At 63.6% G+C, this 25341-nt stretch carries 24 protein-coding genes; 10 read left to right on the top strand and 14 right to left on the bottom strand.

Annotation, left to right across the window (positions count from 1 at the left end):
- Window position 1 precedes the first annotated feature (1 nt).
- From ASD01_RS09205 to ASD01_RS09185, 5 genes are all read left to right on the top strand, one after another.
- Entirely contained in the window at window positions 2–850 is an 849-nt protein-coding gene (locus tag ASD01_RS09205; protein WP_060643865.1) for a sugar phosphate isomerase/epimerase family protein, read from the top strand.
- Window positions 847–2361, top strand: coding sequence for a sugar ABC transporter ATP-binding protein (locus tag ASD01_RS09200; protein WP_060643893.1), 1515 nt, complete (start codon window positions 847–849; stop codon window positions 2359–2361). The genes ASD01_RS09205 and ASD01_RS09200 overlap by 4 nt, the downstream gene beginning before the upstream one ends.
- A complete protein-coding gene (locus ASD01_RS09195; RefSeq protein ID WP_082584600.1) occupies window positions 2358–3338 on the top strand; it encodes an ABC transporter permease in 981 nt (326 codons plus the stop codon). The genes ASD01_RS09200 and ASD01_RS09195 overlap by 4 nt, the downstream gene beginning before the upstream one ends.
- Entirely contained in the window at window positions 3335–4336 is a 1002-nt protein-coding gene (locus tag ASD01_RS09190) for an ABC transporter permease (protein ID WP_200954148.1), read from the top strand. The genes ASD01_RS09195 and ASD01_RS09190 overlap by 4 nt, the downstream gene beginning before the upstream one ends.
- Before the next feature lie 92 nt (window positions 4337–4428).
- Window positions 4429–5553: a substrate-binding domain-containing protein gene (locus ASD01_RS09185; RefSeq protein ID WP_060643863.1), complete on the top strand. Its 1125-nt coding sequence runs from the start codon at window positions 4429–4431 to the stop codon at window positions 5551–5553.
- Window positions 5554–5666: 113 nt separating this feature from the next.
- On the opposite strand, the gene pcaF is transcribed toward ASD01_RS09185, so the two are convergent.
- The 11 genes from pcaF to ASD01_RS09130 form a co-directional block, all read right to left on the bottom strand.
- Window positions 5667–6869: a 3-oxoadipyl-CoA thiolase gene (gene pcaF, locus ASD01_RS09180; RefSeq protein WP_060643862.1), complete on the bottom strand. Its 1203-nt coding sequence runs from the start codon at window positions 6867–6869 to the stop codon at window positions 5667–5669.
- 5 nt (window positions 6870–6874) lie between these two features.
- A complete protein-coding gene (locus tag ASD01_RS09175) occupies window positions 6875–8845 on the bottom strand; it encodes a 3-hydroxyacyl-CoA dehydrogenase NAD-binding domain-containing protein (protein ID WP_060643861.1) in 1971 nt (656 codons plus the stop codon).
- Window positions 8846–8856: 11 nt separating this feature from the next.
- Window positions 8857–9252 (bottom strand): RidA family protein, encoded by a 396-nt coding sequence (locus ASD01_RS09170; protein ID WP_034796252.1) that lies wholly within the window; start codon window positions 9250–9252, stop codon window positions 8857–8859.
- Entirely contained in the window at window positions 9230–9658 is a 429-nt protein-coding gene (locus tag ASD01_RS09165; protein WP_060643860.1) for an acyl-CoA thioesterase, read from the bottom strand. Before ASD01_RS09165 ends, ASD01_RS09170 begins: the two co-directional genes overlap by 23 nt.
- 11 nt (window positions 9659–9669) lie before the next feature.
- The gene (locus tag ASD01_RS09160; protein WP_060643859.1) at window positions 9670–10857 is read right to left on the bottom strand and encodes an acyl-CoA dehydrogenase; all 1188 of its coding nucleotides are present in this window, start codon (window positions 10855–10857) and stop codon (window positions 9670–9672) included.
- A gap of 15 nt (window positions 10858–10872) precedes the next feature.
- Window positions 10873–12069, bottom strand: coding sequence for an acyl-CoA dehydrogenase family protein (locus tag ASD01_RS09155; protein WP_060643858.1), 1197 nt, complete (start codon window positions 12067–12069; stop codon window positions 10873–10875).
- Between the two features lie 2 nt (window positions 12070–12071).
- A complete protein-coding gene (locus ASD01_RS09150) occupies window positions 12072–12914 on the bottom strand; it encodes an enoyl-CoA hydratase family protein (RefSeq protein ID WP_060643857.1) in 843 nt (280 codons plus the stop codon).
- 2 nt (window positions 12915–12916) lie between these two features.
- Window positions 12917–13690 carry an SDR family NAD(P)-dependent oxidoreductase gene (locus ASD01_RS09145; protein WP_034796262.1) on the bottom strand — a complete coding sequence of 258 codons (774 nt, stop codon included), beginning with the start codon at window positions 13688–13690 and terminating at the stop codon, window positions 12917–12919.
- Window positions 13687–16008: a bifunctional salicylyl-CoA 5-hydroxylase/oxidoreductase gene (locus ASD01_RS09140; protein WP_060643856.1), complete on the bottom strand. Its 2322-nt coding sequence runs from the start codon at window positions 16006–16008 to the stop codon at window positions 13687–13689. The genes ASD01_RS09145 and ASD01_RS09140 overlap by 4 nt, the downstream gene beginning before the upstream one ends.
- A gap of 231 nt (window positions 16009–16239) precedes the next feature.
- Window positions 16240–16764: a MarR family winged helix-turn-helix transcriptional regulator gene (locus tag ASD01_RS09135; protein WP_226020898.1), complete on the bottom strand. Its 525-nt coding sequence runs from the start codon at window positions 16762–16764 to the stop codon at window positions 16240–16242.
- Between the two features lie 100 nt (window positions 16765–16864).
- A complete protein-coding gene (locus ASD01_RS09130; RefSeq protein ID WP_060643855.1) occupies window positions 16865–17638 on the bottom strand; it encodes a GntR family transcriptional regulator in 774 nt (257 codons plus the stop codon).
- A 161-nt stretch (window positions 17639–17799) separates the two neighbouring features.
- Between ASD01_RS09130 and ASD01_RS09125 the strand changes: the two genes are divergently transcribed.
- The 5 genes from ASD01_RS09125 to ASD01_RS09105 all read left to right on the top strand — a co-directional run bounded on the left by ASD01_RS09125 (window position 17800) and on the right by ASD01_RS09105 (window position 22934).
- On the top strand, window positions 17800–18789 hold the full coding sequence (locus ASD01_RS09125; protein WP_060643854.1) for an ABC transporter substrate-binding protein: 990 nt from the start codon (window positions 17800–17802) through the stop codon (window positions 18787–18789).
- 66 nt (window positions 18790–18855) lie between these two features.
- Window positions 18856–19635, top strand: coding sequence for an ABC transporter ATP-binding protein (locus ASD01_RS09120; RefSeq protein WP_034796269.1), 780 nt, complete (start codon window positions 18856–18858; stop codon window positions 19633–19635).
- A 5-nt stretch (window positions 19636–19640) separates the two neighbouring features.
- Entirely contained in the window at window positions 19641–20564 is a 924-nt protein-coding gene (locus ASD01_RS09115) for an ABC transporter permease (protein ID WP_034796270.1), read from the top strand.
- A 15-nt stretch (window positions 20565–20579) separates the two neighbouring features.
- A complete protein-coding gene (kynU, locus tag ASD01_RS09110) occupies window positions 20580–21827 on the top strand; it encodes a kynureninase (RefSeq protein WP_060643891.1) in 1248 nt (415 codons plus the stop codon).
- 138 nt (window positions 21828–21965) lie between these two features.
- The gene (locus ASD01_RS09105) at window positions 21966–22934 is read left to right on the top strand and encodes a threonine ammonia-lyase (RefSeq protein WP_060643853.1); all 969 of its coding nucleotides are present in this window, start codon (window positions 21966–21968) and stop codon (window positions 22932–22934) included.
- Between the two features lie 8 nt (window positions 22935–22942).
- On the opposite strand, the gene ASD01_RS09100 is transcribed toward ASD01_RS09105, so the two are convergent.
- From ASD01_RS09100 to ASD01_RS09090, 3 genes are read right to left on the bottom strand one after another with little or no spacing between them, the layout of a single operon-like run.
- A complete protein-coding gene (locus ASD01_RS09100) occupies window positions 22943–23629 on the bottom strand; it encodes an ABC transporter ATP-binding protein (protein WP_060643852.1) in 687 nt (228 codons plus the stop codon).
- Entirely contained in the window at window positions 23626–24375 is a 750-nt protein-coding gene (locus tag ASD01_RS09095; RefSeq protein WP_060643851.1) for an ABC transporter ATP-binding protein, read from the bottom strand. The genes ASD01_RS09100 and ASD01_RS09095 overlap by 4 nt, the downstream gene beginning before the upstream one ends.
- The gene (locus ASD01_RS09090) at window positions 24368–25339 is read right to left on the bottom strand and encodes a branched-chain amino acid ABC transporter permease (protein WP_060643850.1); all 972 of its coding nucleotides are present in this window, start codon (window positions 25337–25339) and stop codon (window positions 24368–24370) included. Before ASD01_RS09090 ends, ASD01_RS09095 begins: the two co-directional genes overlap by 8 nt.
- Between the last annotated feature and the right edge of the window lie 2 nt (window positions 25340–25341).

Raw genomic sequence — 25341 nt, 5'->3', positions numbered from 1 at the left:
CATGAAGCTTGGTATCAATCTCCTTTGCCTGACCGATTTCGTCGAGGAGAGGCATCTCGACAATATCGGCCGGTTGCGCGATCTCGGCTATGATGGCGTCGAAGTGCCGGTTCTGTCGGGCAAGGTCAGTCACTACGAACGCCTGGGCCGCGAACTGGACGGGCTCGGCCTTGGCCGATCCACCACATCGATCGTCCCGACGCCTGAGGCAAACCCCGTCAGTTGCGATGCCGAAGTGCGGGCGCGCGGGCTTTCCCATCTCGACTGGGCGCTGGATTGCGCAATAGCGCTTGGTGCTGAAAGCATGGGCGGGCCGTTTCATGCCCCGATCGGCTTCTTTACCGGCAGGGGCGCCAGCGAAGACGAGTTGAAGTATGGGGCAGACGCGCACCATGCGCTGGCGGAGCGGGCGGCGGCCAACGGCATGCATTTGAGCCTCGAGCCGCTCAATCGCTTCGAGACTTATTTTCTCAACACGATGGAGCAGGCGCGTGCCTATGTGGATCGCGTGGCGCATCCTGCCTTCAAGATCATGTACGACACGTTCCATGCCAATGTGGAGGAGCGTCGGCCGGAGGCGGCGATCCGCCTGATTGGCCAGGATATCGGGGTCTTCCATGTATCCGAGAACGATCGTGGCATCCCCGGGCGGGGGCATATCGACTTTGGCGCGATGTTCACGGTGTTGAAGGAGATCGGCTATGACGGTTGGCTGACGCTTGAGGCATTCGGCGCCGGGCTGCCGGCGATCGCGACGGCGACCCGCGTCTGGCGGCCGCTGTTTCCCGACTTCGATACGCTCTTTTCCGAGAGCGCGACATTCATCCGCAAGACATGGGCTGCTGCATGAACACGAAACACCCCGCTATCGAGATGCGCGGCATCGCCAAGAGTTTCCCCGGTGTCAAGGCGTTGAAAAACGTCAGCTTCTCCGCGCATTGCGGTGAGGTCCATGCGCTGGCGGGAGAAAACGGTGCCGGCAAGTCGACGCTGATGAAGATCCTCTCCGGCATCTATCGGCCGGACGCAGGCGCGGTTGTCGTAAACGGTGAGGAACGGCATTTCACGCATCCGCTTGCGGCGATCCGCGCGGGCATTGCCGTCATCTACCAGGAATTCTCCCTGCTGCCCGAGCGAACCGTCGCACAGAACATCTTCCTCGGCCGCGAGCCGACGCGCCGCGGTCTGATCGACCACAGGGCGATGAACGACGAAGCGCGGCGCGTGCTTGCACTCTTCGGCTCGGCGCACCGGATCGAGCCGAGCACCGTTGTCGCTGACCTCGACGTCGCCAGCCAGCAACTGGTGGAGATCGCCAAGGCGGTGTCGCTAGAGGCAAAGGTGATCGTGATGGACGAGCCGACGGCAGCGCTGAACGAGGCCGAATGCGAGGTGCTCTACGGTCTCGTCGACACCTTGAAGAAGAGCGGTGTGGCGATCGTCTACATCACCCACCGCATGCCCGAAATCACGCGGCTGGCCGATCGTGTTACCGTGCTCAAGGATGGCGAGGTGGCGGTTCGCTTCGACCATGTGCCTGAGCCCGAGGCGATCGTACGAGCCATGGTGGGCCGCGACCTTGGCGATTTCTATGCGGAACCGGCAGCACCGCAGGAGATCGGCGGCGTCGTGCTCTCAGTCCGCAACGCCGGCAACGAACGGTTGAAAAATGTGTCCTTCGAACTGCGCGCAGGCGAGATCGTCGGTTTTTCGGGCTTGCAAGGGGCAGGGCGCGTCGCGCTCGCGCAGGCGATATTCGGCCTTTCTCCCTTCACCAAGGGTGAGATCACCCTTTCCGGCAAGCCGGCGCGGTTCACCAGTCCGCGCGAGGCGATCCGCGCTGGGGTCGGGTTGCTGCCGGGCGATCGCAAGGCCGAAGCGCTGGTGTTGATGCAATCGGTCGTCGACAACGGCATGCTTACGTCTCGCGCACTCTCCGGCCTTTCCGGCAATGCCAATGCGACGCCTTTTGTTTCGTCGGAAGCGATGGAAAAGCTGCTGCGCGAACTCGACGTGCGCGCCGGCAGCTTTGCCCAGGACATCAAGGCGCTGTCGGGCGGCAACCAGCAGAAAGCCATCGTTGCGCGCTGGCTGGCGCTGGCGCCTCGGCTGTTGATCTTCATCGAGCCGACACGCGGCATCGACGTCAATGCCAAGGCCGGGATCTACCACCTGATGCGCGATCTCGCGCGCAAGGGCACGGCCATCATGATGGTCTCGTCCGATCTCCCGGAGGTTCTCGGCGCATCCGACCGCGTCCTTGTGATGCGGAACGGCGAACTCGTCGCGGCGTTTTCGCGCGGGGCCTCTGAAGCCGATGTGATGTTGGCGGCAACTGGCGAGGAGGCGGTGGCAGCATGAACAAGGCAACTCTCACTCGGCGTCCCGCCTGGCGCATGGAACACTACGCGCCGGCGCTTCTGCTCGGTCTGGCCGTCCTGATCTATGCGGCGATTGCGCTCAGCCTCGGCCTGACACGCTTCCTGACACCGGAGGCGACCGTCTCCATCCTTAACAGGTCCATCGCGCTCGGCATCACCGCCGTTGGACAGACTTTCACCATCCTCGTCGGCTCGATCGACCTGTCGGTGGCCCATCTCATCTCGGCCTCGGCCGTGGTGTCCTCTGCGATCATGAACGGCGACCCGGCGATGATGGTGCCGGCCGTTGCTGTGGTGCTTGTCATGGGGACGGTGGTCGGAACCCTCAACGGGCTCCTGATCACCCGCCTCGATGTCAACCCGCTTATCGCGACGCTCGGCATGGCGCTGATCATTCAGGGCTGTCTTGCCTCCTTTCATGGCCGGTTCGGCGGCTCGGTACCGGATGCGTTCCAGTATTTCGCCTATGGCGAGGTGCTCGGGCTGCCGGTCAGCCTGGTCGTTCTGGCGCTGCTGGTCCTTGGCGCATGGATCGTCCTGCGCTTCACGCGCTTTGGCTCCAACATCTACTCGGTTGGAGGCAACCGCGACACGGCGCGCGCGGCCGGCATCAACACGACGCGGGTCGTCATGGCGAGCCATATCATCTGCAGCCTTTGCGCGGCGCTCGCCGGCCTCTATTTGGCCAGCCGCCTGAAATCTGGTTCGCCCTGGATCGGCACGGAGGGCGCCTATGATCTGGAATCGATCGCCGTCGTCGTCATCGGCGGCACAATCCTCTCCGGCGGCAAGGGTGGAATCTGGGGCACTGTTGCCGGCGTGATCATTTTCTCGCTGATCGATTCCATCTTCAATCTCGCCGGCATCGACGCCTTCGCCAAGCAGGTAATGCGCGGCATCATCATCGTCGCCGCCGTCGCCTTTTACGCAGTCCGTTCAAAGAGGATAGTGGCATGATCCAGGAAACCGTCGGCTCCGCAAAGACGCGCGGCATGGCAAGCGTTGGGCGGCTGCCGAAGATCAATCCCGTCTTCTTCGTGCTGGCAGCCCTTCTCGTTGCCATCACGTTTTCGAACCCGAACTTCATCGAGCCCACCGGCTACATGAATTTCCTGAAGCGAGCCGCTCCTCTTGCAATCCTTGCGGCCGGCCAAATCTACGTCATCGTCTCCGGCGGCTTTGACCTTTCGGCAGGCTCGCTCATCACGCTGACGGTCGTCGGCTCGTCGATGCTGCTCGACAACAGTGCCGATGCGACCTGGTGGGTGATTGCGGTCATGTATGCGGCGGGGTTCGCCGTCGGCGTGGTGAACGGCCTGGTCGTTTCCTATCTGCGGGTGCCGTCATTGATCGCCACGCTCGGCATGATGATCACGCTCAATGGTGCTGCCTTCATGTGGTCGAGCGGATCACCGCGCGGCTACCTGCCGGAGACGTTCCGCTTCTTCGGGCGCGCCAGCCTTCAGGGCATTCCATTGATCCAGTTCCTGCCGGTGGCATTGCTGGTGCTGTTGGTCGTCGGCTTCGTCTTGTTCTGGCTCATGCATCGCACCAATCTCGGGCGCATGCTGCATGCGCTCGGCGACAATCCGCGCGCGGCGCAAATGTCGGGTGTGCCGATCGAGAGGGTACGCATCATCGCCTTTGTCGCCTCGTCGCTGAGCGCGGTGACGGCCGGCATCCTGCTCGGTGGATTTGCGGGCGTTTCAACCGATGTCGGCGTCGGCTACGAGCTGCAGGCGATCACCGCCTGCGTGATCGGCGGAGCGCAGCTTCTCGGCGGCCGCGGCTCCGTGCCCGCCTCGATTGCAGGCGCGCTGACGCTGACCGCCATCTTCACGCTGCTCAACTTCATCGGACTGCCGAAGCCGACGCGCGATGTCGTCCAGGGCTTGATCCTGATCGCCGCAGTCGTGCTTGCAACCTACCGGCGCAACCGCGCCGGCGGGACCTGATTTCGAGGGTCAGAGCGGGTTGCGGGCGCTTTCCGCATTCCGCTCCAGGCCATCGGGAGGAACTGAAAAATCATGATCAATGGGAGTGAGACATGAAAAAATTGCTGACCGCCGCACTTTCGGCTGCGCTCGTCGCCGGCACGGCGCATAGCCAACAGCTGAACTTCGACGATACTGCCGAGTTCGACAGACAGCGGACGCTGCTGACGGCCAAGGCCAATGGTCCGGAAGGGGAGCCTTGGGAGCAGTACTACGGCGACCAGATGGCCGACACCGCAAAGTACAAGAAGCCAGGTCCCTACACGATCTGCTTTTCGAACGCCGGCGTGAACAATGCCTGGCGGGTAACCGGCTGGACGAACATGCAGGCCGAAGTAAAGCTCCATCCGGAAATCAAGGAGCTCATTCACGTCGATGCCGAAGGGTCCGACGACAAGCAGATCGCTGACATCGACGACCTCATCAACGGCGGCAAATGTTCCGCCCTGATTGTCTCGCCGAATACGACGGCAGCCTTGACGCCTGCAGTCGAGAAGGCTTGTGCGAAGCTTCCGGTGATCGTCTTTGACCGCGGCGTCAACACCAAATGCCCGGTCACCTTCATCCATCCGGTGGGTGGTTACGGCTTCGGTATCCAGGCAGGCGAGTTCGTGGCGGCCACGGCACCCGCGGGCGCCGACGTCCTGATGCTGCGCATCGTACCGGGTGTCGATGTGCTCGAGACCCGCGCGTCCGCGGCCAAGCGCATTTTCAAGGAGACAGGGCTGAACGTCATCGGCGAGGAATTCACCGAGGGCGACAATGCCAAGACCAAGTCGATCGTCGAAGACTACCTGCAACGCGGCAAAATCGACGCGATCTGGATGGACGCTGGTGCCACAGCAGTTGCAGCCCTCGAAGCCTTCGAGGATGCGGGCCTGCCGCCCCCGATCATTACCGGCGAGGACCAGCAGGACTTCCTGGTCAAGTGGAAGTCGGAAGGCTTCAAGGCGATAGCCCCGACCTATCCGACCTACCAATGGCGCACGCCAATCATCGCGGCAGTGAAGGTGCTGCAGGGCGAGGCGGTGCCGGGTCCGGAATGGGTAATGCCGCAGCCGGCGATCACGGCAGAAACGCTCGATCAATATGTCGACGCCAAGATGCCCCCGCTGCATCACGCCATGTGCGGCTGCGAGAAGCTGCCGGACTATCCCGCCGCCTGGGGTGGAAAATAAGCTTGAAGACCGAGCCGCTTGCGGCTCGGTCTCAGTCCCATGAGCTGAGTAGCAAGCCCAGCTTTCTCATTGTCTTGAGCGGCCTTCGGCTGACGGCACGAAGGGTGCAGCCGCTACGGCCGTGTCAACAGCATCGAGATGCCCTGTCCGACGCCGATGCACATGGTGGCGATCGCACGCTTGGCACCCTGCGCTTCGAGCTCCAACGCGGCGGTCAACGCCAGGCGTGCACCGGACATGCCGAGCGGATGGCCGAGCGCGATGGCGCCGCCGTTCGGATTGACACGGGGCGCATCGTCGGCAAGCCCCAGTTGCCGCATGCCGGCGAGCGCCTGCGCTGCAAAGGCCTCGTTCAACTCGACGACATCGATGTCGCCGATGCCGAGACCAAAACGTTCTAGGAGCTTGTGCGTGGAAAAGACCGGTCCGATGCCCATGATGCGTGGGGCAACACCGGCCGTTGCCATGCCGTCGACGCGGGCCAAGGGCTGAAGTCCGTAGCGCTCGACCGCGCCGGCTGAGGCGAGAATGAGCGCGGCCGCGCCGTCGTTGACGCCCGATGCGTTGCCCGCGGTTACCGTGCCATTGGCGCGGAAGGGCGTCGGCAGGCTCGCAAGCTTTTCGAGCGTCGTCTCGCGCGGATGTTCGTCGTGTTCGACGTGGGTCGTCTCGCCCTTGCGTCCCTTGATCGCGTAGGCGGCGATCTCGCGGGCGAGACGCCCGCTCTTTTGCGCAACTGCCGCGCGCGCCTGGCTGCGCAGTGCAAAGGCGTCCTGATCTTTGCGGGAGATGGAAAATTCGGCGGCGACGTTTTCGGCGGTCTCCGGCATTGAGTCGATGCCGTATCGGTCTTTCATGGCCGTGTTGATGAAGCGCCAGCCGATCGTCGTGTCGTGGATCTCGGTGCTGCGCTGGAACGGGCTTTCGGCCTTCGGCATGACGAAGGGCGCACGCGACATGCTTTCGACGCCGCCGGCGACCATGATTTCGGCCTCCCCCAGCCGGATTGCGCGAGCGGCATAACCGACTGCATCGAGCCCGGAACCACAGAGCCGGTTGATCGTCGTTCCGGCGACCGTCTCCGGTAGCCCGGCGAGCAAGGCGGCCATGCGGGCGACGTTGCGATTGTCCTCACCCGCCTGGTTGGCGCAGCCAAGTACGACCTCGTCGATCGCTTCGGCCGGAATGGACGAAACACGCGCCAGCGCCTCGCGGATCACATGGGCCGCAAGATCGTCCGGGCGGGCGCTCGAGAGTGCTCCGCCGTAGCGGCCGATGGGGGTGCGCACGCCGCCGACGATGTAGGCTTCAGCCATGAGATTTATCCTTTGCTTTGCCCGGCTGCAAACATCGGCCCGCCCTTGTGCGCGGGAAATCCGTAGCCGTTGATCATCACGAGATCGATGTCGCCGGGACGTGCGGCGATGCCTTCGGCGAGCAGCGCCTTGCCTTCGTCGCACATGGCGTTCAGAAGCCGGTTCATGATCTCATCGGATTTAAAGGCGCGCGGCGTGATGCGCTTGGCTGCCCGCGCCGTTTCGATCATCGCCGTGACGTCGGGATCAACGGTGCGCTCACCATCGGGATAGGCGTACCAGCCGCGGCCACTCTTGCGGCCGAGACGGCCGGCCTCGCAGAGCCTGTCGGCGACTTCGACATAGCGTGCGGCAGGATCGCGTGTTGCCGCCTGTCGCTTGCGTCGTGCCCAGGCAATCTCCAGTCCGGCCATGTCGTTGACGGCGAAGATGCCCATCGGAAAGCCATAGGCCTCGAGCGCGGCGTCGATCTCCTGCGGGAGTGCCCCATCTTCCAGCATGAACTCCGCCTCGCGGCGATAGGCCGAGAAAATGCGGTTGCCGATGAAGCCTTCGGTGACCCCGGTTACGACCGGCAGCTTGCCGAGGCGTTTGACGAAGGCAAGCGCCGTCGCCAGGACGTCCGGCGCGGTCTTGGCGCAATCAACGACTTCGACGAGCCGCATCACGTTGGCGGGCGAAAAGAAATGCAGGCCCACCACCCGTGATGGATCGACCGTCGCCGCCGCGATCGCATCGGGATCGAGGTAGCTGGTGTTCGTCGCGAGGATGGCGCCCGGTGCGACGATGCCGTCGAGCTTCTGAAACAACTCCGTCTTGACCTGGAGGTCGTCGAACACCGCTTCGATGACGAGGTCAGCTTTCGCGAGCTCAACGGCTTCTGCGGTGGTCTGCAGCCGCGCGAGGCATTCGTCGCGTTCATCAGCAGTCAATCGTCCAGCCCGCACGGTCTTGTCGAGCGTCTCGGCAATGCGTGCCCGTCCGCCGGCTGCGGCTTCTTCCGTCTGCTCCAAGGCGACCACGCGGTAGCCGGAGATCAAGGCGGAGACCGCGATGCCGGACCCCATCAGCCCGGTGCCCACGACACCGACGATCGCGATCGGCCGAGGCGAAACCTTGTCGAGCCCTTCGACCTTGCCGGCGGCGCGCTCCGCAAAAAACACATGCCTGAGGGCCGCTGACTCGACCGAATCCCGCAGGCGCAGGAAAGTCGCGCGTTCCTCAGCCAGTCCTTGCTTCAGGTCGAGTTCACCGGCTGCCTTAACGAGGCGGATTGCCTCGGCGGGGGCAACCTGGCCGCGGGCCTTTGCCAGAACCTTCGCTTCCACCGCGCCGACGGCTTTGACGTGCGCAGGCGGGACGGCGATCATGCCGGTCCGACGGAGCGGCTTGCCAGCTTGCTCTTGAACGAAAGCCAGAGCAACAGCGACAGGATCGCCGGCAATGCTGTCGGCAAGCCCAAGCGCCACAGCTTCGGCGGCCTTCACGGCACGGCCGGTTCCGATGAGATCGATCGCCATGACCGTGCCGATCAGGCGTGGCAAGCGCTGCGTCCCGCCAGCACCCGGGACAAGCCCGAGCTTTACCTCGGGCAGGCCGAACGACACCTTCTCGCCGGCAATCCGGCCGTGGCAGGCAAGCGCCACCTCGCAGCCGCCGCCAAGGGCGGCGCCGTTGACGGCTGCGGCAACCGGCTTGTCGAAGGTCTCGATGCGCTCGATCACTTCGGGAAGCAGCGGGTCGACCGGCGGCTTGCCAAACTCCCTGATATCCGCGCCGCCGATGAAGGTATTGCCGGCGCCGGTGATGACGAGACCCGCAATCGTCGACCGTTCGGCAACATGGTCAAGCGCCGCCATCAGGCCGGAACGGACATGCGCGGAGAGCGCGTTGACGGGCGCGTTGTCGATGGTAACGAGGAGAACGCCACCTTCAAGTCGGGCGGAAACGCTTTCGGAAAATCGGATCTCGGCCATGCTGCCAAACCTCAATCGGGGACGACGGCCGTTGCCTGGATCTCGATCTTGGCGCGGTCTTCGACGAGCGAGACGACCTGCATCGCAGCCATGGCCGGGAAATGCCGGCCGATGATGTCGCGATAGGCCTGACCGATGCCGCGCAGATTGCCGACATATTCCTGCTTGTCGGTGAAGTACCAGGTCATGGTGGTGATGTGCTGCGGCTCGGCGCCGCCGGCCGCAAGCACTGCGACCACGTTCTTCAGCGTCTGGCGCACCTGCTCGACGAAATCGTCGGTCTCGAATTCGGACTGCGCGTTCCAGCCGATTTGGCCGCCGATGAAGACGGTGCGGCCTTTGGCCGAGACGCCGTTGGCATAGCCGATGGGCTTAGCCCAGCCTTCAGGTTGCAGGATGGTGTGCATCGGTCGTCTCCAGATGTTGTGTCAGCGCGGCGCGGATATCGTCCGGCCAGGCACAAGAAGCGTGATTGTCGAGTGAGGTGGCAACGACCCGCTGTTTTGCTGTCCAGAGCACGGTGCCTCTCGCCGAGACCGTGTGCTCCATGTCGAGCGATGAGCGGCCAATGCCGCGCACCACCAGCGCGAAATCCAGATCGTCGCCCTGGAAGCCCGGTCGAGAGAAGGTGAGATCGAGGCGCACCGTCGGCACGCCGATCCGCCGCTCGTCGTTCATGGCTTTCCAGGGAAAGCCGAGCGAGGCGAAGAAGTCCTCCGTCACCCCGACAAGAATATTGAGATAGGACGGGAAGTAGGCGATCCCCGAGGGGTCGCAGTCTCCGAACCGCAGTGGTCTCGTGGTCCTGAACATCGATGCCGACCTCAGTTCGCAAAGGCGGCAATGCCAGTGATGGCACGGCCGAGGATCAGCGCATGGATGTCGTGCGTACCCTCATAGGTGTTGACCACTTCCAGATTGACGAGGTGGCGGGCCACCGGAAATTCGTCCGAAATACCGTTGCCGCCGAGCATGTCGCGCGCAGTTCTGGCGATTTCCAACGCTTTGCCGCAGGAGTTGCGCTTGAGGATCGAGGTCAGTTCGACCGGCGGATTGCCTTCATCCTTCATGCGCCCGAGGCGCAGGCAGCCCTGCAGGCCAAGGGCGATTTCGGTTGCCATGTCCGCAAGCTTCTTCTGGATCAGCTGGTTGGCGGCAAGCGGCCGGCCGAACTGCTTGCGGTCGATCACGTATTGCCGCGCCGTGTCATAGCAGGACTCGGCTGCACCAAGGGCGCCCCAGGCGATGCCGAAGCGCGCGGAGTTGAGGCAGGTGAAGGGGCCCTTCAGTCCTGTCACCTCGGGCAGCATGTTTTCGTCCGGCACGAAGACCTCGTCCATGACGATCTGGCCGGTGATCGATGCCCTTAAGCCCACCTTGCCGTGGATCGCCGGCGCGCTGAGACCCTTCCACCCCTTTTCGAGGATGAAGCCGCGGATGGCGCCATCTGATGTCTTTGCCCAGACGACGAACACGTCGGCGATCGGCGCATTGGAGATCCATGTCTTTGAACCGGACAGCAGATAGCCGCCATCGACCTTGGCGGCCTTGGTGATCATCGATCCGGGATCAGAACCGTGGTCTGGCTCGGTCAGGCCAAAGCAGCCGATCTTGGTGCCGGCAATCAGTCCTGGCAGGTATTTGCGCTTCTGCGCTTCACTGCCGAAGGTATAGATCGGCACGATGACGAGCGAAGACTGCACGCTCATCATCGAGCGGTAGCCGCTGTCGATGCGTTCGACCTCACGGGCGATCAGGCCGTAGGAAACGTAGTTGAGGCCGGCGCCCCGGTATTCCTCCGACACCATCGGACCGAGCAGGCCGAGTTCGCCCATCTCGGCAAAGATCGACGGATCGGTTTTCTCGTGGCGGAATGCCTCCTGGACGCGCGGAGCCAGACGGTCTTCGGCATAGCGCGCAGCGGTCTGGCGCACCATGCGTTCTTCTTCGCTCAACTGCTGATCCAGGTTGAACGGGTCCTGCCAGTCGAATGACGCCTTCGAACCATGCATGTTCGACACCCCTTGTTATCGTCCCGTGCCCTTCATCAGCTCGCGGCCGATGATGAGCTTTTGAACCTCGGTCGCGCCCTCGTAGATTCTGAGCGCGCGGATCTCGCGATAGAGCCGCTCGGTGATCTCGCCGACGCGCACGCCGCGGCCGCCAAAGAGCTGCAGCGCCTGGTCGATGACCCATTGCGCGTTCTCGGTCGCGGTCATCTTGGCCATCGCCGCTTCGCGCGTCGTTGGTCGTTTCTGCACGTCGCGTTGCCACGCCGTGCGGCCGGTCAGGAGTGCTGCCGCGTCGATAGCGGTCGCCATCTCGCCAAGCGTGCTTTGCGCCGTCGGCAGATCGCCAAGGGTCGCGCCGAACATCCTGCGCCTCTTCGCGTGGGCCACCGCCTCGTCAAGCGCGCGCCGGGCAAATCCGATCGCGGCGGCTGCCACGGACGGGCGGAAAATGTCGAGGGTGCGCATGGCGATCTTGAAGCCTTCGCCAGACGCGCCCAGAAGTTGCGACAACGGGATGCGGCAATTGTCGAAACGAAGGCGAGCGAGCGGATGCGGCGCAATCGTCTCGATGCGCTCGGGGATGGTAAAGCCCGGCGTATCGGCGAAGACCACGAAGGCGGAAATGCCGCGCGTACCCGGCGCCTCGCCTGTGCGGGCAAAGACGGTGTAGACGTCGGCGATGCCGCCGTTCGAGATCCAGGTCTTTTCGCCGTCGAGTACGAAATGATCGCCATCCCGGCGCGCAGCGCACGCCATCGCCGCGACATCCGAGCCGGCCTCGGGTTCGGAAAGCGCAAAGGCGGAGATCCATTCGCCGCGGGCGACCTTGGGCAGGACGGCGTGTTTCAACGCCTCGGAGCCGGACAGGCTGATCGCACCCGTCCCGAGGCCCTGCATGGCGAAGGCAAAGTCGGCAAGCCCGTCTGTGTAGGCGAGCGTTTCGCGGATGAGGCAGAGCGACCGGCTGTCGATCTCGTCGCTAACACCGCCGAACGCCTTTGGCACGCAATGGCGAAGCACGCCTGCAGTACCGAGTGCCGCGACCAGCTGCTTGCAGGCGGCATCGACATCAGCGTGATCGATCTCGCCGAGGCCGCCACGAGCCACGAAGGCGTCGAGTTCCGCAGCGAGCGCACGGTGGCTGTCATCGTAGAACGGCCAGTCGAGATGATCGCGGGAAGGTGGGCGCAAGGTCGTGCCATGGGAGCTCATGCTCAGTTCCCCTTGAATTCAGGCTTCGCCTTGGCGGCAAAGGCCTCGAAGGCGCGGCGGAAGTCGCCGGTCGCCATGCAGATCGCTTGCGCCTGGGCTTCCGATTCGATCAGTTGGTCGATACCCATCGCCCATTCCTGATCGAGCATCTTCTTGGTCATCGCATGGGCAAACCAGGGGCCGTCGGCGATACTGCGTGCAAATTTCTGGGCTTCGGCAAGCAGCGATGGACGCTCGTGCAGAGCATTGTAGAAGCCCCAGGCGTGGCCTTCCGTCGCGGTCATGACGCGGCCGGTGAAGAGCAGTTCGGCGGCGCGGCCCTGGCCGATGATGCGGGGAAGAATGCCGCAGGCGCCCATGTCGGCGCCGGCCAGCCCGACGCGGGTAAAGAGAAAGGCCGTCTTCGCCTCGGGTGTTGCCACACGGAAGTCCGAGGCCATGGCCAAAATGGCACCGGCGCCGGCGCAGATGCCGTCGACGGCTGCTATGACCGGCTGCGGGCAGGCGCGGATCTGGCGGACCAGTTCGCCGGTCATGCGGGTAAAATCCAGAAGATCGGGCATCGGCATACGCGTCAGCGGCTCGATGATCTCGAACACGTCGCCACCGGATGAAAAGTTGTCACCGGCGCCGGCCAGCACGACCGCGCGCACGTCGCCGGCGCGGGCAAGCGAGCGGAAAAGATCGCAAAGTTCCTCGTAGCTTTCGAAGGTCAGCGGGTTCTTCTTTTCCGGACGGTTGAGGGTGATCGTGGCGACGCGTCCGTCAGCATCCGTTTCGAACAGGAAGTGCTTGGCCTTGTGGTCTTTGAAGGCGCGCTTCTTGGCCTGCATCGGGTTTGTCATCTCTATCCTCCAAGAACTTCGCCGCCGGCGACAGCGATCGCCTGACCAGTGATTGCCGTCGCCTTTTCCGACACGAGCCACGAGACCGTGTGGGCGACTTCTTCCGGCGTCACCAGGCGTCCCTGCGGGTTGGAGCGAGCAAGGCTGGCGCGCGCTTCCTCGCGCGAACGGCCGGTCTTTTCGCTGATCGTATCGAGCGCGCCGTCGATCAGCGGCGTGTCGGTGAAGCCGGGGCAGACGGCATTGACGGTGACGTCGGTGCGCGCAAGCTCAAGCGCCAGCGCCCTCGTCAAGCCGATGACGCCGTGCTTCGACGCGCAATAGGCCGAAACATAAGCATAGCCGGTCAGGCCCGCGGTGCTCGCAACGTTGACGATCCGGCCGTTGCCGGCCCGCCGCACGGAGGCAAGCGCTGCCTGCGTCACCAGATAGACGCCGGTCAGGTTGATGGAAAGCACCCGCTGCCAAAGCGCGAAGTCGGTCTTTTCGAACGGCGCCGAGGGCGCTTCGCCGGCGCAGTTGACGAGAACGGCAATCTCTCCGGCTTCAGCGATCGCAGCCGTGATACCTTGCTCGACGGCCTGCGGGTTGGTCACATCGAAGCCGTCACGGACAAAGGCCTGTCCGCCGGCAGCAAGGATGTCGCCCCGTACCGCTTCAAGCGGTGCTGCGCGCCGACCGGCGAGGCTGACGATGTGGCCGTCGGCGGCGAGCCTAAGGGCAATCGCCTTGCCGATACCGCTGCCGGCGCCTGTGACGAGGGCGTGCCTTGTCATGGCTTGCCTGCCGTCGTTGCGGCGCGCGCCAGGTTGTTCACGTACTGGGCCCGAGCCGAATGGTACTGTTTCGGCCAGGGCTCGCCGTCATAGCCAATCTTTGCCGCCTCGTGCATCACGAAGGACGGATCGGCCAGATGCGGGCGGGCAATCGCGCAGAGATCGGCTCGACCGGCTGCGATGATCGAATTGGCGTGGTCGGCCTCGGAAATCGCCCCGACCGCAATGGTCGGAACCTGGATCTCGTTGCGGATCTTATCGGAAAATGGCGTCTGGAACAGGCGGCCATAGACCGGTTTTTCTTCTTTCACCACCTGGCCGGACGAGCAGTCGATCATGTCGGCGCCCGCCTCCTTGAACAGGCGGGCGAAAATTGCCGCGTCCTCGGGCGTGTTGCCGCCCTCGTGCCAGTCATGGGTTGAGAGGCGAACCGACATCGGCCGGTCCTCGGGCCAGACTTTACGCACTGCGTGGAACACTTCGAGCGGGAAGCGGGCGCGGGCGGCGTGATCGCCGCCATAGTCGTCGGTGCGCAGATTGGTAAGCGGCGACAGGAAGCTCGACAGCAGGTAGCCGTGCGCGACGTGCAGTTCGAGGATATCGAAACCGAGGTCACGGGCCCGTTCGGTGGCCCGCACGAAATCGGTGACGACCCGGTCCATATCCTCCCGCGTCATTTCGCGCGGCATGTCCGAATGCTTGAGGTAGGGCAGGGCGGACGCGGAGATGAGTGGCCAGCCGCCTTCGGCCAAGGGCTGATCGATCCCCTCCCAGGCGACCTTTGTCGCGCCCTTGCGGCCGGCATGGCCGAGCTGGATGCCGATCTTGGCGGGGGTCTGCTGGTGTACGAAATCGACGATGCGCTTGAAGGCCTGGGCCTGCTCGTCGCTCCAGAGCCCCAGACATCCGGGCGTGATGCGGGCATCGGCCGACACACAGGTCATTTCCGGGAAGACGAGCGCCGCACCGCCCATGGCGCGCGCGCCGAGATGAACGAGATGAAAATCGTTCGGCACGCCGTCGGCTGCCGAATACATCGCCATCGGCGAAACCACGATGCGGTTCTTCAGCGTCAGGCCGCGGAGCTTGAACGGCGTAAACATCGGCGGCGGAACCGCCCCGTTCGCCGTCGGCGCCACACCGGCGCGTTCGGCAAACCAGCGCTCGAAGCCTTCGAGCCAGTCCTTGTCGCGCAGGCGAAGGTTCTCGTGGCTGATGCGCTGCGAGCGGGTCAGCATCGAATACATGAACTGTTCGGGCTCCAGCGTGTCGGCATAGCGCGTGCCGACCACTTCGAACCATTCCATCGCATTGCGGGCCGCATTCTGGATGCGGGCGACATCGACGCGGCGCGCCTCTTCGTAAGCCGACAGCACGGCGGGAATGTTTGCGTTGTCGTGGCCCAGAATATCGAACTGGCGGGTGAGCTCGATCGCGTCATCGATCGCAAGCTTGGTGCCCGAGCCGATGGCGAAATGGGCCGTGTGGGCACTGTCGCCCATCAACACGACATGGCTGTGGCCGTTGAAATGGCTCCACTTTTCGCAGATCAGCCGGCCGAAGTTCAGCCAGGCGGAGCCGCGCAAGTGCCGCGCATTGGTCATCAGCTTGTGGCCGTCGAGCGTGCCTTCAAAAAGCTTTTCGCAGAACGCGATCGACTGGTCCTGGTCCATCTGGTCGAGGCCATGGGCGCGGAAGACGTCGTCGGTGGTCTCAACAATGAAGGTCGAGGTGTTCTCGTCGAAGCGGTAGATATGCGCCTGGAACCAGCCATGCTCGGTGCGCTGGAAGTCGAAGGTGAAGGCGTCGAACTTCTTGTCCGTGCCGAGCCAGACATAGCGGTTCGGCCGGATCACCATGTCCGGCTTGAAGATGTCGGCGTATTTGTTGCGGATCCTTGAGTTGACGCCGTCGGAGGCGATGATCAGATCGGCGTCGGCGAACTGCTCGTCGCTTTCCACGTCCTGCTCGAACAGCAGTTCGACGCCGAGTTCGAGGCAGCGTTCCTGGAGGATGTTGAGCATCTTCTTGCGGCCGATGCCAACGAAGCCGTGGCCGGTCGTGCGGATCTTGCGGCCCTTGAAGACCAGCTCGATGTCGTCCCAATGGTTGAAGGAAACCTCGATCGCCTCGGCGGTCTCCGGGTCCCATTGCCGCATCGACTGCATGGTCGCGTCCGAAAAGACGACGCCCCAGCCGAATGTGTCAAAGGGGCGGTTCCGTTCGACGACGGTGACGTGATGCTCCGGATGCTGCCGCTTCATCAGCAGCGCAAAATAAAGGCCGGCAGGCCCGCCACCGATACAGACGATCCGCATGTCGTTCTCCTCCCGAGTTCCGGCTGCGCGTCACCGTCGAGCTGGCACAAGTGGCCATGCTGGACTGTTGCAAGCAGGGTGGACTCGTTCAGGAGAAATTTCAAGCTTAAAATTGTTTTGGGCAGATGGGAAGCCGACGCCGGGCGCTCGCAGCGCGGCCGAGCGGCGTCGCATCGCTTCGAGGCCGGTGCGGCAGAAAGTAAGGCAGTTGTAGGCAGAAGCGCCGTGAACTCAGGAATTTCGCGCGAGCGAGGCGATGATCGACCGCTTGAGTGTGGCAAGCTCATCCATCAGCACGCCGCCTTCCTTGGCCGGAAGGCCGGCAAACAGATCCGAGATCCAGTCGGCATGGCTTGCTGCCATCTTCTCGAATTCGGCGCGGCCGAAGGGGGTAAGCGCGATGATCTGGACACGCCGATCGGTCGGAAGCGTCGTGCGGCTGATGTGGCCGCTCTCGGTCAGCCGTTCCACCAGCACCGTGATGTTGCCGGGGGAGACCATCATGCGCTTGGAGACTTCGCCAAGCACCATGCCGTCAGGCGCACGCTCGAGCTGGGCCATCAGGTCGAAACGCGGCAAGGTCGAATCGAATTCTTCCCGCAACCGCCGACGGATTTCGCTTTCGACAAGTGTCGAACAGGTCAAGAGACGCAGCCATAGCCTGAGCTCTGCACGGTGATCGCCCGGAGCCTCGAGCGCCTTGGTCTCGCCATCGACCCATTCCGGCGAGGTGTCGAACTTGTCTTCACCCATCATTCCCAACGTCCGCTTCCAACCCTTGGCCGCAAATCAGCGGCTCTTTCGTTTTTCTGCTTTTAGAGAGGTAAGCAGGTCTTGGACAGGTTGTCACGGGCCGTCATTTGGACGCAAGCCCAGGTACCGACTGGGCGAGCAGCGGCGACGCGCGACCGCCATCCTCGGACTGGACATAGACGTTGACGGTAAAGCCGATGTGCTCGGCCATCAGGGTGCGGGCACGCTCGATATCGCGATCGAGTGCTGCCTCCATCAGCTCGGTATGGTGCTCGATCGCCATCGCGTCCTCAAGCGCCGAAACGGCCTCCTCGTAGCCTGCGCTCATACCGGCGGCGGCCCTAATCGTCGGCGCCAGACTTAGGAAGCGGTGGTGACGGCGAAGCTGGTCGGAGATCGTCGCCTGAAAGCGCGTGAGCCAGCGCGACCTCGCAGCGCTGATCAAAGCCGTATGAAACCCGGCATGCTTCTCGTCCCACTCGTCGACTTCGCTCTCGGAGAAACGCTCGACGGAAACCTTGCAGCGCGACAGCCGGTAGTGTGCCATGACGACGGCGGATTCCCAGGCGCTGTCGCCGTTCTCGATCGACTCGATGAGCAGCGGCATTTCGACGGCAAGGCGGGCGCGGGTGAGGTCGTCGAGTTCCTCGCGTGACACCGGAGCAACAGCAAAGCCGCGATTACTGATGGCGGTCACCAGCCCTTCTGCCTCCAGCCGCGACAGAGCCTCGCGTAGCGGCGTCCAGCCGATCCCGTAGCTTTCGCGCAGCGTGCTCAGCTTCATCGGCGCGCCCGGCTTCAGCCGCGTCGAAAGAATGTCGCGGCGCAGCAACCGGTATGCCGATTCCGTTTTGGTCGACTGTTCGTGGTCTTGCATCAGGTTCCCTTAGCGCCCACACCGGGTCGATACAAATATATATAGTTCTGCGCCTCATGTGAAAATATATATATTAATTTGACAAGAGGCCGGAGCGGTTCCATGATCCGCGCAAGCCGCCGAGGAGGGCGGTAACGCTCGTCAAATTCTGGGAGGGATGTATGGGCAGGCTTAAGAGCACGTGGCTTTCGGGATTGGTTGTCGCCGGTGCAATGGCATGGGGACTGGGAGCAGCGGCCGCTGATCCGATCCGCATCGGCATCGCCAATTTTGGCGAGCATCCGCAATTGAACGCATCGATCGCCGGCTTCAAGAAGGCGCTGGCCGAAAACGGCTTCGTCGAAGGCAAGGACGTCGTCTACACCGAGAGCCACACCAATTTCGACGCCTCGCTGGTGCCGCAGATGATCGCCAAGCTGCAGGCCGAACAGCCGAAACTGGTCTACACGATCACCACGCCCGTCTCGCAGATCGCCAAGAAGGCGCTCGCCGGCTCCGGCATTCCGGTCGTCTTCTCCGCCGTTACCGATCCGGTGGCCGCCAAGCTCGTTCCGTCTTGGGAGGCCGGTGACGACGGCATGACCGGTGCGACCGACCTTCAGGACGTGGCCGCCGTCATGGCCTTCACCCACAAGCTGCTGCCGAACGCGAAGCGCTTTGGCGTGCCCTATAATCCGGGTGAGGCGAACGACCAGGCCCTGCTCGACAAGATCAAGGAAGCAGCGCCTGACGCAGGCTTCGAGGTCGTGGAGGTCGGCGTCGACAATGTCAACGACATCCAGCAGCGCATCGCCTCCTTCGCGGGCAAGGCCGACGTGATCTATACGCCCGCATCGAACCTGCTGCAGCCGGCGATCGGTGCTGTGTCGGCAGCCGCGCGCCAGGCGCAGATCCCGATCGTAAACTCCGACGACGGTGCAGTGCGTGACGGCGTCGTACCGGCAAGCTTTGCGGTCAACTATGAGCAGGTCGGCGTCAATGCCGGCAAGATCGCTGCTCAGATCCTCAAAGGTGCAGACCCGAAGACGATCGCGCCGTCGCGCCCGGCCTATGAGGATCACGCGCCGCTGATCTCGAAGAAGGCTGCCGCTGCCTTCGGCATCGAAGTGCCGGCAGCGCTCGCGACCGAATGCAACTGCGTGGTCGATTGATCTCCGTCTTGTCTCTTCAGTGACGGCGCCCCGAGCGCCGTCATCTCATAAGTTAAGGGGGAGCCAATGCTGGAAATCAGATCGGCCCGCAAAGTTTTCTACAAGGGGCAGGCGGATGAAAAAGTCGCGCTCGACGGCCTCAATCTCAGCCTTGCCACGGGCGAATTTGGCGTCGTCATCGGTTCCAACGGCGCCGGCAAGAGCAGCATGCTCAACGCCATTTCGGGCGCATTGGTGCTCGATAGCGGCCAGATCGTCATCAATGGCGACGACGTGACCGCAACGCCCGTACACAAGCGCGCGATGCGGCTTGCCCGCGTGTTCCAGGACCCGATGCGCGGCACCGCTGCCTCGATGACGGTGGCCGAAAACATGCTGCTTGCCGAATTGCGCAGCAACAAACGCACCCTGCGGCGCGGCCTGAACGCGACGCGGCTCGCCACCTACAGGGAACGCCTGTCGCTGCTCGGGCTCGGCCTTGAAAACCGCCTCGACACACGGGTGGAGCTGCTTTCCGGCGGCCAGCGGCAATCGCTGTCCTTGATCATGGCGGTCGGCGGCGAGCCGGAACTGCTGCTGCTCGACGAACACACCGCAGCGCTTGATCCGCGCACCGCCGATATCGTCATGCAGGCGACGATCCGCGCGGTCGAAGCCCTGAAGCTGACAACGCTGATGGTGACGCACAACATGCAGCACGCGGTGGATTTCGGTCACAAGGTCATCATGCTCGACGCCGGGCGCGTCCGTCTCGAAATCGACGGCAAGGAAAAGGCGCAGACGACCGTGCCGGATCTGATCGGCCACTTCTCCGTCAAAACCGACCGCATGTTCCTGGCGAGCTGACGATCATGGATATTCTTCAAAATACCTTCGCGAGCTTCGTCTCGCTCGTTCCCGTCACGCTCGCGCAGAGCCTGATCCTCGCCTTCGTCGTGCTCGGGATCATGATCCCGTTCCGCATGTTGAGCTTCCCGGATCTGACCAGCGAGGGTGCGTTTCCGCTCGGCGGCTGCGTCTGCGGTGTGCTGATGGCGGCGGGCATGTCGCCGCTCGCCGCGATCGCCATCGCACTTCTCGCCGGATTCGTTGCCGGCTGCTGCACGGCCTTCATCCATCTGCGGTTCCGGATCCACACGCTGCTCGCCGGCATCCTGATGATGACGATGCTTTATTCGATCAACCTCAGGATCATGGGGCGCTCGAACCTCTCAGTCTTCGGTGCGCCAACGGTGTTCGACTGGGCGCCGGGGCTGCAGCCGGGCTTCCCCGCAAGCAAGATCGTCGTCGCGGGCCTGATCGCACTCATCGTCTTCGTCCTGCTCTACCACTTCTTCCGCACGGAGAAAGGCACGGCCGTTCGCGCCGTCGGCGCCAATCCCGATATGGCTGAAGCTCAAGGGATCAATGTCTGGATGGCGACGATCGGTGGCGTTGGGCTTGCGGGTGCGTTTTCGGCGGCAGGCGGCGCGCTGATGGTGCAGTCACAGGGCTTTGCTGACGTCAACATGGGCCTCGGCATCCTGATCAACGGCCTTGCGGCGCTGATGATCGGCGAGGCGATCGTCGGCAAGCAGAGCGTGGCGCGCCAGCTCGCTGCGCCGTTCGTAGGTGCGATCGTCTACTACCAGCTCGTCTCCTTCTGCCTGGCCGCCGGCATGCCACCGCCGGACCTGAAACTTGCGACCGGCCTCTTCGTTCTGGCCATGCTGGCTCTTCCGAGCCTCAAGCGAAGCCGCGGCCCTGCGCCCGCCCGCGAAACGGTTCGCGAATAAATGAGGACCACCTTCATGAATGCAGTTCCTGATCTTGCCGCGATAAAGGCCATGGATGTGGCCGATGTGCTCAGCCCGATGCGCGAGCGTTTCATCCTGCCGCCGGGTCTCATCTATCTCGACGGCAACTCGCTCGGCGTTGCCTCGACCGCCGCCTTCGACGAGCTTCGCAAGGCCGCGACCGAAGAATGGGGGCAGGACCTCATCCGCAGCTGGAATACGGCCGGCTGGTTCGAGATGCCGCTGACGCTCGGCGACCGGGTCGGGCGGCTGATCGGGGCGGCCGCCGGCCAAACCGTCGTCTGCGACACCACGTCGATCAACATCTACAAAGCCCTCCATGCGGCCATGGCCTTGCGGCCCGATCGGTCGGTGATCGTCAGCGAAGGCGGCAGTTTCCCGACCGATCTCTACATGGCCGAAGGCGTGGTCTCGACGCGTCCGGGCGCCTCGCTCAGGCTCGAAGGGGTCGATGCGCCCGAGATCGAGGACCTGATCGATGGCAGCGTCGCCGTCGTTCTGGTCAACCACGTCAACTACAAGTCCGGCGAGCTGCGCGATATGGCGGCCCTGACCCGCAAGGCGCACGAACATGGCGCACTGGTCATCTGGGACCTCTGCCATACGGCCGGCGCGTTGCCAGTCGATCTTGACGGCGCCAATGTCGATTTCGCGGTCGGCTGCACCTACAAGTACCTGAACGGTGGCCCCGGAGCCCCCGCCTTCATCTATGCAGCCACCCGTCACCACGGCGATATCCGCCAGCCGCTCACCGGCTGGTGGGGACACGCCCGTCCCTTCGCCTTCGAGAAGCACTATGCTGCCGGTGAGGGCATCCGCCGTTTCCTTTGCGGAACACAGCCGATCCTGTCGCTGCGGGCGCTAAAGGGCGCGCTCGACGTCTGGGACGAGGTCGACATGAAAGCGCTGCGCGAAAAGAGCATCCAGCTCACGGATCTCTTCATCGCGCTCGTTGAGGCGAAATGCGGTGCCCACGGTCTGGCGCTCGAAAGCCCGCGCGACGGAACCAAGCGCGGAAGCCAGGTGTCGTTCAAACACCCGCACGCTTACGAAATCATGCAGGCGCTGATTGCCCGTGGCGTTATCGGTGATTTCCGCGCGCCGACGACGATGCGCTTCGGCTTCACGCCGCTCTATGTGAGCTACGCCGACGTCTGGCAGGCGGTCGAAATCCTGGAGGACATCCTCAGCACCGGTGCATGGCAGGATGCGCGCTTCGCGGTCCGTGCGGCCGTAACCTGATTGATGGCACCAAAGAGCAGCGGGCGGTATTTCGCCCGTTGCCTCTTGTTCAGACACATACCGATGCCGCCCCGCAGCGGATTCGTTCAGAGCCATTGTGCCTGGAGGCGAGAGGACGGCTAACGGGGGATTTAAGCAATGATCGCGCCACACCGCCCGACCCCGGAGGAAATCGCCGATGCTCGTAAACGCATCGCGCCGCATTTCGCGCGCACACCGCTCGTCAGGCTCGATCTTGGGTTTCCGGACCGTCAGATATTCCTGAAACTGGAGACGCTGTCGCCAATTGGCGCGTTCAAGCTCCGTCCCGCCTTGAACGCTGTGTTGTCGCGCGATCCGGCCGAACTCGAAAGCGGCGTCGCAGTCACCAGTTCCGGCAATATGGCCTATGGCATGGCCTGGGCGGCACGCCTCATCGGTGTGCCGATGGTTGCCTACATGTATCGCGGCGCACCCCAGACCAAGATCGACGGTGTGCGTGCGCTCGGCGGAGAAGTACGGTTCGTCAGTGCCGAGACCTGGTGGGACTACATCACTGGCGCCGATCATCCGGATGCGCCGGAACTGCTGATCAATCCGGTGACCGATCAGGCGGTGCTGGCCGGGAACGGCTCCATCGGTGTGGAGATCATCGAGGATCTGCCCGATGTCGACGTCGTGCTTACCCCGTATGGCGGCGGCAGCATGACCACCGGGGTGGCCAGCGCTATCAAGGCCGCTTCCGACCGCTGCCGTGTCTTTGCGGTTGAAGATGACAGCGCCGCCCCTGTTTCGGCGGCCCTGGTCGCTGGCCAAATCGTGACGATCGAAACCCGCCCCTCCTTTATCAAGAGCATCGGCGCGCCGTCGCTGGTGCCTCAGATCTGGCCGGTGGTCGGTGACCTGATCGATGGGGCGATTGCGGTCAGCCCGGGGCAGGTGACCGAAGCGATGCGGATTCTCTTCAAGAAGGCGAAGATCGTTGCCGAAGGCGCGGGTGCTGCCTCGCTTGCCGCCGCAATCGCGCGACCGGATCTCAAGGGAAACATCGTCTGCGTGGTCTCGGGCGGAAACATCGACGCGGCTGCCTATTCCACAGTGCTCGGCGGTGGCATTCCCTCGGCCTGAGCGACCGATCAAACGCCGAGATAGCGATCCTGGAGTTCTGGCGTCAGCGCAAGCGGCGCTCCCTCGAACACGGTCGCGCCCTTTTCCAGGACGAAGCAGCGGTCGGCAACGGGCAGGAGTTCCGAAAGTGTCTTGTCGACGACGAGGATCGACTGCCCTGCCGCCTTCAGAGTGCGGATCGCCGACCAGATATCCTGGCGAATGACCGGCGCCAGCCCTTCCGTTGCCTCGTCGAGAATGAGCAGGCTGGGATTGGTCATCAAGGCCCGGCCGATCGCAAGCATCTGCTGCTCCCCGCCCGAAAGCGTGTTGGCATACTGATCGCGCCGCTCGCCGAGGCGAGGGAAGAGCGCGGTCACTTTCTCGAAGGTCCATTCCTTGCCGCGAGCTGTGGCGACGAGGTTCTCCATGACGGTGAGATTGGGAAAGCAGCGCCGTCCTTCAGGAACGAGACCGAGGCCGAGCCTTGCAATCCGGTGCGGGCGCAGGCCGGAGATGGTCTTGCCGGCAAAGGAGATGGCGCCTGAACGCGGGCGCACGAGCCCGAGGATTGAGTTGATCGTCGTCGTCTTGCCCATGCCGTTGCGGCCCATGAGCGCGACGACCTCGCCCTCGCGCACATCGAGGTTGACGCCGAAGAGCGCTTGGGATGCGCCGTAGAAGGTTTCGAGACCTTTGAGTTCGAGCAGGCTCACGCGGCTTCTCCCAGATAGGCCCGGCGCACATCCGGATCGCTGCGGATTTCATCGACTGTGCCTGACGCGATGATGCGGCCGTAGACCAGCACGGAGATGCGATCCGCCAGCGCAAAGACCGCATCCATGTCGTGCTCCACCAAGAGCATTGGCGCTTCGTGACGCAGCCCATCAAGGAACGAAGTCAGCCGCTTGGAGCCCTCCGGTCCCATGCCGGCCATGGGCTCGTCGAACAGAAAGACTTTCGGCGACAGCGCCAGCGCGATGGCGATTTCGAGTTGCCGGCGTTCGCCGTGCGAGAGTTCGGCCGCCGGCACGTGGGCACGCGCAGCAAGATCGACGCGCTCCAGCATCGCCATCGCCGGTTCGGTCAGTTCCTTGTCGTTGCTGACCTGGCGAAAGAAGTGGAAGCTGCTGCCGTGGCGCGCCTGCACCGCCAGCATGACGTTGCGAAGAGCCGAGAATTCCTGCGCCAGCGAGGAGATCTGGAAGCTACGGGCAAGGCCGAGCCTTGCGCGGGCGGCCATATCGAGGCCGCCGATATCCTGGCCGAGAAAACGGATCGTGCCGCTGTCGGCCTTGAGCGATCCGGCGATCTGGTGGATCAGCGTGCTCTTGCCGGCGCCGTTCGGGCCAATCAGCGCATGGATCTGCCCCGGGTGAAGCTCGAGGCTGACGCCATCCGTCGCCTTGAGGGCGCCGAAGGATTTTCTGAGGTCGCGGATTTCGAGAACGGGCTCAGACATGGCGCGGCTTTCCGGAGAGGAGACCCAGCAGACCGCCGCGGGCAAACAGCACGATGCCGAGCAGGATGAGGCCGAGGAAGAACTGCCAGCGCTCGGTGATGCCGCCGAGCACATATTCGAAGAAGACGAAGATCATCGCGCCGGCAACCGGGCCGAACAGTCGACCTTTGCCGCCGAGGATGATCAGCACGATCAGTTCACCCGACATGTGCCAGGAGAGCATAGAGGGACCGACGAAGCGATTGAGGTCGGCATAGAGCGCGCCGGCAAATCCGGTGATCATCGCGGAGATGGCGAAGGAGACGAGGCGGATGTTGAAAGGTGCGATGCCGACTGCGGCAAGGCGGGTACCGTTCTGTCTCGCCGCCTGCAGGGCGCTGCCGAAGCGTGAACCCTCGACCACGCGAAACAGAAGCAGCGCCGCCATCAGTGCCGCGTAGCAGATCAGGAAATAGGGCAGGGGCTTGGCCGTGTTGACGCCGGGAAAGGCGTTGCGCATCGACAGCGACAGGCCGTCCTCGCCGCCATAGGCCGGCCAGGAGATCGCGAAGTAGTAGATCATCTGCGCGAAGGCGAGCGTGATCATGATGAAATAGACGCCTGAGGTGCGCAGGCTGATCGCACCGATCGGCAACGCGATGAGCCCGGCGACCGCGACGGCGACGACCCAGATCAGCGGCATGGATGTCGTCGCCGGAATGCCGGCAAAGAGCGGTTCGGCATTGAAGGCGTGCGTGGCGAGGATGCCGGCGACATAACCGCCGAGGCCGAAAAAGGCCGCATGCCCGAAAGAGAGCAGCCCACCAAGCCCGAGCGCCATATTGAGGCCGACGGCGGCAAGCGCCAGCACGACGATGCGGGTTGCGAGCGTCACGTAGAAGGGTTCGCCCAAGCTTGCAGCCAGTATCGGCGCACCGAGAAGCAGCAGGGCGAGAAGCAGGTTGATTGTGGTTTCGCGGGTCATCT

It is taken from the genome of Ensifer sp. Root423 (assembly GCF_001426275.1).
GTDB lineage: Bacteria > Pseudomonadota > Alphaproteobacteria > Rhizobiales > Rhizobiaceae > Ensifer > Ensifer adhaerens.
The sequence above is the reverse complement of the archived record's forward strand: the minus strand, read 5'-3'. Positions and strand labels throughout refer to the sequence as shown.

Bases quoted from the DNA above. Each gene is read 5' to 3' on its own strand.
- ASD01_RS09205 (WP_060643865.1), top strand. From the start codon at position 2: ATGAAGCTTGGTATCAATCTCCTTTGCCTGACCGATTTCGTCGAGGAG.
- ASD01_RS09200 (WP_060643893.1), top strand. From the start codon at position 847: ATGAACACGAAACACCCCGCTATCGAGATGCGCGGCATCGCCAAGAGT.
- ASD01_RS09195 (WP_082584600.1), top strand. From the start codon at position 2,358: ATGAACAAGGCAACTCTCACTCGGCGTCCCGCCTGGCGCATGGAACAC.
- ASD01_RS09190 (WP_200954148.1), top strand. From the start codon at position 3,335: ATGATCCAGGAAACCGTCGGCTCCGCAAAGACGCGCGGCATGGCAAGC.
- ASD01_RS09185 (WP_060643863.1), top strand. From the start codon at position 4,429: ATGAAAAAATTGCTGACCGCCGCACTTTCGGCTGCGCTCGTCGCCGGC.
- pcaF (WP_060643862.1), bottom strand. From the start codon at position 6,869: ATGGCTGAAGCCTACATCGTCGGCGGCGTGCGCACCCCCATCGGCCGC.
- ASD01_RS09175 (WP_060643861.1), bottom strand. From the start codon at position 8,845: ATGGCCGAGATCCGATTTTCCGAAAGCGTTTCCGCCCGACTTGAAGGT.
- ASD01_RS09170 (WP_034796252.1), bottom strand. From the start codon at position 9,252: ATGCACACCATCCTGCAACCTGAAGGCTGGGCTAAGCCCATCGGCTAT.
- ASD01_RS09165 (WP_060643860.1), bottom strand. From the start codon at position 9,658: ATGTTCAGGACCACGAGACCACTGCGGTTCGGAGACTGCGACCCCTCG.
- ASD01_RS09160 (WP_060643859.1), bottom strand. From the start codon at position 10,857: ATGCATGGTTCGAAGGCGTCATTCGACTGGCAGGACCCGTTCAACCTG.
- ASD01_RS09155 (WP_060643858.1), bottom strand. From the start codon at position 12,069: ATGAGCTCCCATGGCACGACCTTGCGCCCACCTTCCCGCGATCATCTC.
- ASD01_RS09150 (WP_060643857.1), bottom strand. From the start codon at position 12,914: ATGACAAACCCGATGCAGGCCAAGAAGCGCGCCTTCAAAGACCACAAG.
- ASD01_RS09145 (WP_034796262.1), bottom strand. From the start codon at position 13,690: ATGACAAGGCACGCCCTCGTCACAGGCGCCGGCAGCGGTATCGGCAAG.
- ASD01_RS09140 (WP_060643856.1), bottom strand. From the start codon at position 16,008: ATGCGGATCGTCTGTATCGGTGGCGGGCCTGCCGGCCTTTATTTTGCG.
- ASD01_RS09135 (WP_226020898.1), bottom strand. From the start codon at position 16,764: ATGATGGGTGAAGACAAGTTCGACACCTCGCCGGAATGGGTCGATGGC.
- ASD01_RS09130 (WP_060643855.1), bottom strand. From the start codon at position 17,638: ATGCAAGACCACGAACAGTCGACCAAAACGGAATCGGCATACCGGTTG.
- ASD01_RS09125 (WP_060643854.1), top strand. From the start codon at position 17,800: ATGGGCAGGCTTAAGAGCACGTGGCTTTCGGGATTGGTTGTCGCCGGT.
- ASD01_RS09120 (WP_034796269.1), top strand. From the start codon at position 18,856: ATGCTGGAAATCAGATCGGCCCGCAAAGTTTTCTACAAGGGGCAGGCG.
- ASD01_RS09115 (WP_034796270.1), top strand. From the start codon at position 19,641: ATGGATATTCTTCAAAATACCTTCGCGAGCTTCGTCTCGCTCGTTCCC.
- kynU (WP_060643891.1), top strand. From the start codon at position 20,580: ATGAATGCAGTTCCTGATCTTGCCGCGATAAAGGCCATGGATGTGGCC.
- ASD01_RS09105 (WP_060643853.1), top strand. From the start codon at position 21,966: ATGATCGCGCCACACCGCCCGACCCCGGAGGAAATCGCCGATGCTCGT.
- ASD01_RS09095 (WP_060643851.1), bottom strand. From the start codon at position 24,375: ATGTCTGAGCCCGTTCTCGAAATCCGCGACCTCAGAAAATCCTTCGGC.
- ASD01_RS09090 (WP_060643850.1), bottom strand. From the start codon at position 25,339: ATGACCCGCGAAACCACAATCAACCTGCTTCTCGCCCTGCTGCTTCTC.